Source organism: Nannocystis exedens (genome assembly GCF_002343915.1).
In the GTDB taxonomy this organism is placed as follows: domain Bacteria; phylum Myxococcota_A; class Polyangia; order Nannocystales; family Nannocystaceae; genus Nannocystis; species Nannocystis exedens.
The window spans coordinates 2286340-2295000 of record NZ_NETK01000001.1 but is presented as its reverse complement, the minus strand read 5'-3'; the positions used below and the strand labels follow the sequence as shown (position 1 = coordinate 2295000).

7 protein-coding genes and 2 rRNA genes (1 of these 9 only partly in view) are annotated in these 8661 nt (G+C 68.8%); 3 read left to right on the top strand and 6 right to left on the bottom strand.

Annotation, left to right across the window (positions count from 1 at the left end):
* Both NAEX_RS08930 and rrf read left to right on the top strand, forming a co-directional pair.
* Window positions 1-414: ribosomal RNA gene (locus tag NAEX_RS08930) — 23S ribosomal RNA — on the top strand (it extends 2529 nt beyond the left edge of the window).
* A gap of 167 nt (window positions 415-581) precedes the next feature.
* Window positions 582-698, top strand: a 5S ribosomal RNA gene (rrf, locus tag NAEX_RS08925).
* Between the two features lie 693 nt (window positions 699-1391).
* On the opposite strand, the gene NAEX_RS08920 is transcribed toward rrf, so the two are convergent.
* From NAEX_RS08920 to NAEX_RS08910, 3 genes are all read right to left on the bottom strand, one after another.
* Window positions 1392-1583: a hypothetical protein gene (locus tag NAEX_RS08920; protein WP_143141247.1), complete on the bottom strand. Its 192-nt coding sequence runs from the start codon at window positions 1581-1583 to the stop codon at window positions 1392-1394.
* A 5-nt stretch (window positions 1584-1588) separates the two neighbouring features.
* The gene (locus tag NAEX_RS08915; RefSeq protein ID WP_143141246.1) at window positions 1589-3589 is read right to left on the bottom strand and encodes an FG-GAP-like repeat-containing protein; all 2001 of its coding nucleotides are present in this window, start codon (window positions 3587-3589) and stop codon (window positions 1589-1591) included.
* A gap of 955 nt (window positions 3590-4544) precedes the next feature.
* Entirely contained in the window at window positions 4545-5852 is a 1308-nt protein-coding gene (locus NAEX_RS08910; protein ID WP_100793418.1) for an FG-GAP repeat domain-containing protein, read from the bottom strand.
* Window positions 5853-6312: 460 nt separating this feature from the next.
* Here NAEX_RS08910 and NAEX_RS08905 point away from each other — a divergent pair, with 460 nt between their 5' ends.
* Window positions 6313-6618: a putative quinol monooxygenase gene (locus NAEX_RS08905; RefSeq protein ID WP_211302379.1), complete on the top strand. Its 306-nt coding sequence runs from the start codon at window positions 6313-6315 to the stop codon at window positions 6616-6618.
* On the opposite strand, the gene NAEX_RS08900 is transcribed toward NAEX_RS08905, so the two are convergent.
* From NAEX_RS08900 to NAEX_RS08890, 3 genes are all read right to left on the bottom strand, one after another.
* The gene (locus NAEX_RS08900; protein WP_143141245.1) at window positions 6539-7327 is read right to left on the bottom strand and encodes a helix-turn-helix domain-containing protein; all 789 of its coding nucleotides are present in this window, start codon (window positions 7325-7327) and stop codon (window positions 6539-6541) included. The two genes, NAEX_RS08905 and NAEX_RS08900, sit on opposite strands and share 80 nt — an antisense overlap.
* A 34-nt stretch (window positions 7328-7361) precedes the next feature.
* Window positions 7362-7805 (bottom strand): nuclear transport factor 2 family protein, encoded by a 444-nt coding sequence (locus NAEX_RS08895; protein WP_143141244.1) that lies wholly within the window; start codon window positions 7803-7805, stop codon window positions 7362-7364.
* A gap of 217 nt (window positions 7806-8022) precedes the next feature.
* Window positions 8023-8388, bottom strand: a complete 366-nt coding sequence (locus tag NAEX_RS08890) for a hypothetical protein (RefSeq protein ID WP_096327084.1) — start codon at window positions 8386-8388, stop codon at window positions 8023-8025.
* Window positions 8389-8661: the final 273 nt, after the last annotated feature.

Below are 8661 nucleotides of genomic sequence, written 5' to 3'. Positions count from 1 at the left end.
CACATCGACGGCGTGGTTTGGCACCTCGATGTCGGCTCATCGCATCCTGGGGCTGTAGTAGGTCCCAAGGGTTTGGCTGTTCGCCAATTAAAGCGGTACGCGAGCTGGGTTCAAAACGTCGTGAGACAGTTTGGTCCCTATCTGCCGTGGGCGCAGGAATCTTGAAGTGGAGCTGTCCCTAGTACGAGAGGACCGGGATGGACAGACCCCTGGTGTTCCGGTTGTTTTGCCAAGAGCATCGCCGGGTAGCCATGTCTGGAACGGATAACCGCTGAAAGCATCTAAGCGGGAAGCCAACCACAAGATGAGGATTCCCTGAAGGTCCGTCGTAGACGACGACGTTAATAGGCCGGGTGTGGAAGCGCGGCGACGCGCGGAGCTAACCGGTACTAATCGACCGTTCGGCTTGACCTTGGGCACCGCTCCCGTGTGGTGCTTGAAGTCCGAGGTTCCGAGCGACACCTGCACGACGGCCGCCAAAGCGGCCCGCTCCGAGACGGAGCCCCATCACAGCACGATCTCTTGCGAGGACGAATCCGCGGCTCCACCGCGGTTCTCCTCGCCGCTCGTCGACAAGTTTTGCTGGTGGCTATGGCGGAAGGGCCACACCCGATCCCATCCCGAACTCGGTCGTTAAGACTTCCAGCGCCGATGGTACTGCAGGGGAGACCCTGTGGGAGAGTAGGACGCCGCCAGCGCTATGCCCCCTTCGAAAGAAGGGGGCTTTTTTATTTGGGTCCAGTGAACGGTAACGGTTCGACGACCCGCGGGCGGCGAGCCGTCCTCATTCGCCTCCTCCGGCGCGCCGGTTGCCTGGTCCAAACGAATTTCGGGCGTACGAGCCGGACGACGAGGAGGGCGGATCGATGCTCGACGACCTCGCTCGTCTCCTCGCCGGTCCGCTCGAAGGCGTCGAGGCCCCCACGCTGCACCTCCGGCGGCAGCACCTCGATCACGAAGGGCGGCAGCTCGGCGGCAGCGGCCGCTGGCCCGGGCCCCCGCCTCGTCGCGCACCGGCTTCGGCTCCGGCGCCGCCGCCGACAGCGCGATCTTGGACGGCTTTGTGCCGAGCACCTGCCCCAGCACCGGCAGCGTGAGCTGCGAGCCTTCGCTGGTGAAGCGCTCGGCCCTCTTGCCGGCGACGATTTCTCGTTCGAGCAAGGCGCAGCGCTCTAGCGTCTCGAGGTACAGCCGGCGGTACTGCTCGCGCTCCGCCTCCAGCTCGGTCAGGCGGGCTTCAAGGGCGGTGCGCCGGGCGTCCATCACCGCTCCTCGATAGCGATCCGCGCAATCATGTCAAGAGCGATCTCGCCCTGGCCGCGCCGTGACGACTCCACCCCCTCAGCAGTTCCACGAGCGCTTGGTCAAGCACATGCCCTCGTGCATCACAGTTACGTCGCGTTACCCGCGCTGTAGGGGCAGCTACCCGACCTGCGACGTGCTCTGGCGAGGAGGTGCCCCTCCGCGCCCGAGGGTTTCTCCAGGATTTCGGCAAACGCGGCCGCGTCGTGGTCGAAGTGGAGGTCGGCCACCTTCGAGCCGACCATTCCGGTCGCCTCCACGTCGTCGTGGAGGTGCTCCACGGCGCTCACTGGAGGCCGTAGCCGACCGGGTAGCCGGTGGGATCGCTGGCGACGGAGGTCTCGGTGAAGGTGCCGTCGCCGTCCGAGATCCAGACCCTGTCGGTGCCGACCGGATCCCACCAGTAGATGTCCGTGGTGCCGTTGTTGTCGTAGTCGCCGAGCACGGGCAAGAGCTCGTTGTTGCCGACGTCGACCGTGACGCCGGTATGGCTGAAGTCGCCGTTCTGCAGCCACACGATGTCGTGGTCGCTCGGCCCCTCGTTCTGGTTGTACCAAAAGACGTCGGTCGTGGCGTCGCCGTTGAAGTCGCCGGAGAACACCTTGAACTTCCCGGCGAGCGACTGCGACGCCACGAACTCGGCCATGCTCGCGCCGTTGCGCCAGATGACGACATTGGAGCCCGGGGCGGTCGGCGAGTACCACAGGATGTCTTGCGGCCCGTTGCCGTTGAAGTCACCGACCGTCATCGCGTAGAAGAACGGGGACGTGTTGCTCCCCTGGATGCCCTTCGCCGTGTGATTCACGTCGGTCGAGGTGAACGTCCCGTTGCCGAGAGAGCGCCAGAACTTGCTCTTGTCGGGCGACACGTTGGTGTCGACATCGGAGTGGTAGGCGAAGATATCGGTGAAGCCGTCGCCGTCGAAGTCGCCCGCGACCGGGCTGTACCATCGCGTCGGCTCGCCGATGATCGGGACGAACACCGTGTGCTCGGTGAAGGTCCCGTTGCCGTTCGAGACCCAGTGGATGAGCCCTCCGGTCACCCCGAAGAACAGGATGTCGGTGCGGTCGGTGCCGGCGAACTGCCCGACCAACGGGACGACGAGCGAGTCCGACAACGACAGCGCGGACGCGGTGAAGGAGAGGTTGTTCGCTTGTTTGAGGAACAGCGTCTCCTCGCTGGCGTTCGGGCCCTGCGTGTGCAACAGGACGTCCGAGAGGCTCCCGCTGTCGTACTGGCCGACGAGCGGCTTGTGATGAGCCAGTGGCGCCGAGGAGAGGCTGTTGGACAGCGTGAAGGCGCCGCCGCCCTGCGAGAACGAGAATTGCTCGGGCCCGCCGGGCGCGTACCAGAAGATGTCGGAGCGGGCGTTGCTGTCGTAATTGGCCCACTGCGGGAGAGCCGGGCCCGCGGCGGAAGTCCGCAACCAGCCCGACTTCGGCAGGTTGTAGAGGAAGCGCGCGGCGGCGGCGTCGCGCCGGGTCAAGGACGAGTGCGTGCCCTCGCCGCCGTCGCAGAAGTCGTACCACATGACCGACGCGGGGTCGATCTCGCTGAGCTTCTGGAAGTTGACGAACTCCGTGTCGTCACAGCGCGGGTTGTCGACGCCCGTGTTTCGGTAGTGTTCGTGCTCGAGGCCGATCACGTGGCCCAGCTCGTGGCGGAGACCCTCGAGCAGGGTGAACGTCGCGCTCAAGGGGTCGTTGCAGCCGTCCACCGCGTCCTGGGTGATCGTGACGACGCGAATGATCGGGTCCGGCTGCGCCAGGCCGCCCGGCCCGAAGGCATTCATCCCGCAGCCGGTCGCCGCCGACTTCTCGACGGTGAAGTAGACATCCGCGCTGGGGAAGTCGCAATCACCAGTGTCGGCCGAGGGACGGTGGATGAAGTTGACGTCGCCGGCGAGCTCCCACTCCAGGCTCGCCTGCTTCATCGCGGCCACCACCAGGGCGTGTTCGGCGGGGGTGAACCCGCCGTTGGCGTCGCCCGTGACCGCGTCAACGCAGTACGTCAGGGTGAGCTTGCGGTCGACGCGCCACGCGGCGTTGTGCCCGTCGGTGCCCTTCGTGCTGTAGGCTCGGGGCTGGATCCGGCGGTCAAAGTAGGACCTCAGCTGGTCCTCGCTCATCAGCATGTCGCCCTCGACGACGAACAACTGCGGGTAATCGACGCTGCGCTCGGTCGCGTCGCGAAACTCCTCGAAGGTCGTCTCATCGTCCGCGGCCTCGTCCGCCCGCTCGCATGCGGGCGCGATGGCGGCGATGAGGCAGATCTTCACCAAGTACATCGAATGAATCCAACGAATAGGCATCGACATCGAACAGCTCCCGGCTCGCGGCGAGATGCGATCCGCTCGCACTCACACGCGCAGCCGAGTCGACGCTAAACGTGGTTACGGGGCCCGTCAAGGCAGCGCGGGCGATCCTCGGCGTTCGTGCGAAGGTGCGCTCGGCGCGGGTCATGCACGCCCGGAGTTCGTCTGTCACGCGCAGGAACGAACCCGGTGACGCCCTCGACGCGCCAATCGCGTATTCTGGAGGGCCGTCGTCCAGGGGTCGATGTGCTCGGGGCGTCGCCGGGCCCCGGACGCGGCGCTTGTCGCGAGGCGCTCGTGCGGCTCCGTCGTCGGTGCTGCGACGCGGTCGCGGCCGGAAGTCGGCGCTCACCAAGGAGTCTCACCGCTCGCTCCCACGAACCGGCCGGAGACGGCATCGGCGTGGTCACTCGAGCCGGATGGGTGTTGTCGCTTCCAGGGACCTTGTCGTTCATGCGTGGAGTTTTAGGAGGATCGCCCGGCGACACCGCGTCGGGGACCCGGGAGACGCACTCGCGGAACCAGCCCTCGGTCAGCCGGCTCCGGGCCAGCTCGATCCACGCGGTCATGGGCTCCTGGTGCGTCCGCGCCGACGAGCGCAATCGTCGATAGGCGCCGTTGGCCTCGGCGATCGCCGCGGCGGTGCCTCGCCGTCGGAGCAGGGCACGTCGATGCGCGCCGTCACGGTCGGGGCATTCGGGCGACCCCAGGGGGACGAAGTGGAAGTAGGCGCAGTCGGGTCGGATGGCGCTCGGGGTCAGCAACGCCAGCTCGTGATCGATGGGCAGGTACCGCGCGGGGTCGGGCGCCACGAACAGGTTCACGGCGGACCGATCGCCGATCCCGACCAGCACGTCGAACAGGAACAGTCGCCAGAGCCCCGCGTCGAGCAGGACGCTCGTCCGGTGAGCTGACCTGCGGCGCTTCGCTACTGCCCGCGCGCCAGCGTGAACGACGGGCCCTCCTTCAGCATGACGTCGAGCCGGCCGTCGCCGTCGAAGTCGGCCGCCGCAGCGAGGACCCCCGCGCCGACCAGACACGGCTCGAAGCCGGACCCCGTGCTGCGGTACAGCACGACCAGGCCGTCACCGTCGGCCAGGAGGTCGGTGCGCCCGTCGGCGTCGGCGTCGAGCGCCTGGCGGATCCACCGATCGTCCGGCACCTCGAACGGTTCGAGCGCGGCGAACGTCGCGTCGCCCACGCCGAGGTGGCGGTTGAAGTGTGGCGTCTGGTGATGGCCCTGGGTGACGAGGTCGACCACTCCGTCGCCGTCGTAATCGCCGGCCACGAGCACCGGCGGGTCGGACGACTCCGCCAGGCCCACGTCCGGGAGCGCCACGTAGCCGTCGCCCTCGCGCAGGTGCATCGCGATCGGCGGCATCCCCAGGACCGCGTTGCAATCGCCGACGACCGCGAAGTCGAGGTCGCCGTCGCCGTCGAAGTCGGCCCAATCGCTGCCGGTCGCGTAGCACGCCGACACTTGCAGCTGGTGGGTCGCCGTCAGCGCGCCGCCGTCGGCCAGCAGCACGTCGACCGGCTCGGAGTGACGGCCGCCGAGGCTCACGTCGCTGTCGCCGTCGCCGTCGACGTCGGCGACCCGGAACGTGTAGTAGAGCGCGTCGCTCGGCGTCGACAGCGGCGGCGCGAGCTCGCCGCCGATGTTGAGCTGCACCTGCAGCTCGTCGGCGATCGTGAAGTCGTAGTGCACCACGTCGACACGGCCGTCGCCGTCGAAGTCGCCGCCGGCCATCTGCCCGCCGTTGGCGATGTCATGCACCAGACCGGCCGTGAACGCGGCCCCGTTCCCGCCGTTGAAGTGGATCTGGGCCGTCCCGCCGTCGGGCTTGACCACGAGGTCGATTGCCCCGTCCTGGTCGAAGTCCCCGGCGACGAAGGCCTGACCGACCAGGCCGCGGACGGTGGACTCGGCGAAGCCGCAGGCCGCGAGACCATCCGGCCCGCCGGTCGTGGTGGTGCCGGGGTCGTCGGTCGTGCTCGACGTCGCCGTCTCCGGCTCCACGCTCGTCGTCGGCGTCGGCCCCGTCGTGCCGGTCGTCCCGGGCCCGCTCGTCGGACTCTCCGTGCTCTCCGTCTCGCTCGCGCCCTCCGACGAGGGCTCCGCGCCCGTGGTCGCCGTCGAGCCGCTCGTCGCGTCGGTGTCGGCGGGCGTCCCCGGACCACACGCGCCTGCGACCACCAGCCCCACGAACCCCAACATCCACTTGCATCGATGCATCCGCCTCAAGCTCCTGTAAGAAATCGCGATCGGCTGTCGCGATCGCCCGACGAGAACGTACCGCATTTCCTGGGCGCTCCGGCGCTCCGCTCATTCCGTGGCCGGTCCGCCTTCGCCGCGACGGCGGGGCCGAGTTCTGCCTGGAGCTCGGCGGGCCTCACGAGGTCGCAGGCGCCAGGCAGATTGGGCGGCTCGCGCGCGATCGCGCAGCCCGCTGGTACGCGAGCCGATGAGCCTGCGTCCGCTGCAACGTCGGTCAGCGGCGGGAACCTCGCCCCGAAGCTCGCGGCGGAAGCGATGCTCTCCGAGAGCAGTCCTTCATGCCCGGACTTTGACCAATGAAATGCGGACGGTGGATGGTAGAGCATCCAGCCTTGCGCCCTTAAACCTGTCTCTCGTCGACGCCGCTGCTCGCGGCGGAGGAGAAGACATGAGAGCGACGTATGGATTCCGCGCCACGATGACCGCTCGTCCCGGCAAGGGCGACGAGCTGGTCGATCTCTTGATCAGCGTGACGACAGGTGCGCGACCGGCCCTCAGCGAGCACTGCGTCCTCTACCTCGTCGGTCGCTCGGCCAGCGACCGCGACGTCGTCCACGTCACGGAGGGCTGGACCACCAAGGAGGCGCACGCGGAGAACTTCGCCAGCGCGCAGGCCAGGGCATTTCTGGCGAAGATCGCGCCGCTCATCGAGGACGGCACCCAGTACCAGGACGAAGTGCCGGTCGGCGGCCGCCTGCTCGAGGGGTGGGGCCGCTGTGGCTGAGCCCCGCGATCGCCGCGCTCGGCGAAAGCCCGAACAGGGCGCGAAAGCTGCGCGAAAGGTGGGCGGTATCGGCAAAGCCCGCATCCATCGCGGCGGTGCGCACCAGCACCCCCGCTTCGATCTGCCGGGCGGCGTGCTGAAGCCCCGACCATAGCTTGAATGCGCGGAAGGTCAGCCCTGTCGCGGCCTTGAAGCGGCGCAAGGCCTGTGTTCGCTCCATGCCGAGCCGCCGCGCCAGCTCGGCCTGCGGCATCCGGACCATCGGGTCGGCCTCCATCGCGCGCACGATCGCGGCCATGTTCGTGGGCAGCGGCGGGGTGGCCAGGTCCAGCCGCGCGCGCAGTTCGGCGATCGCATCGGTCGCCCCGCCGATCGCGTGCGCCGCCAGCTGGGCAAGTGCGCCCGTGGCCGCGACCGCCAGCGGCGCCGTGAAGGGAAAGGCGAGGCCGTTCAAATACAGCACATCGGCGCCGCCTTCGGCGAAGGAGACGCTGTGCGAGATCCCCGGCCGCACGATCAGCGCATCCCCCGTCACGCGCCCGCCTTCATCCGCCACCGTCACCGGCCCCGTCCGCCCGACGAGCACCGCCAGCACCGCGTTGGGATGCGCCGCAAGCCGCCGGACCCCGACCGGGAAAATTGGACTGCTGAAAGGCGTTCTCGGATCGGCCATGGTCGCGAGGATCGGCGCGGTATCGGGAGGATGCAAGATGGTAGCGGGCGCGGTCGGGACGTGATACGCGCTATCGTGCGATCCCGGCGCGTGCGAACGCAGCCTGTGCCTGGGCGCCGTTCGTAAAGACGTCCTTGCGCGCGACCTCGCCCGCGCGATTGAGGGTCACCACGTCGAGCATCTCGACGCGTGCGGTGAAGGGGGCGCCGCCGGGCTCGCGGAGCGCGAGCACCATCGTCCATTCGAAGACCCAGTGGTCCGCGCCATAAAACCGGCGCCCCATTTCGAAGCTCCAATCGAACCGCGAAAACAGCTCTGCGCAATGCCGCCGCAGCGCGTCGCGCCCATGCACGGGCTCCGACCCGTCATGGACGTGGAACACGCTGTCTTCGGAATGGAGCGAGGCGATCCGCGAAGGATCGCGGGTCTCCCAGCCGACATGGTAGCGCGCGAAAAGATCGGGCAGGGACAGCGACGGCACGGTGTTCTGTGCGGCGGGCATGGCGACGGACATGCGAGTTCTCCTCCTTCTTCGCGCCGACTGTAGCCGGGCAGCGGGCGGTCGCGTTGAAGCAACGTGCGCTCGTTGCAGTGGTGCCCGCACGTGCTGCCGGGTCGATTTGCGTCGCGCCGTTCACTACATATAGGGTGCGGGGCCGGGCGAGCCGGCCGCTGGCGCGGCGCGAGGGCCTCAGCGGAGGCCGCTGTTGACCAGCCACCACCCGGTGGCGTCATCGACCGGACGTCGTCGGCCAGGCCGTGGGCGCGCTTGAATTGGCGGAGGGCGGCCTCGGTCTGCGGGCCGAAATGCCGTCGGGCAGCCCGGACGCGCTGGCGACCAGGCCGCGCGGGCCGTAACCGAGCCCGAGCAGGCAGCCCTGGACGCGCGCGGTGTAGGGGTGGCTGCCGCCGCCGAGCGCCGCCAGGTCGACGGGCGCCGGCCACGGGGTCGGCGTGGTGGGGGTCGTGGCGACGGACGACGACGGCTCCACCTGCGCGAGCGCGGCCAGCAGGCTCTCGTCGCCCATCAGGCGATCGACGTCGACGTCGCCGACGACCCCGGGGACGGTGCCGTAATAGGCGAACTCGCCGCCCACGAGAACCTGGGAGTCGCGCCGACGTCGAGCTCGATCAGGGTCGCGGCGATTTTTTCGCGGGCGCGTGCCCGTCCCGGGATAACCTGCAGCGCGGCCGCGAGATCCGCCGGCGGCGTGCGCCGCCTCGGCCGCTTCTCGGCTCGTGGCGCGCCCCTGAGAGCGAGAGCAGCAGGCGCAGGCCTTGAGGAGCGGGACGGTTCGGGGCCCGAGGTCGCGGAGTGCGGGTTCGCGCTTGGACCAGGCGAGCTCAATGGGTTGAGGTCGGGCGAGTCC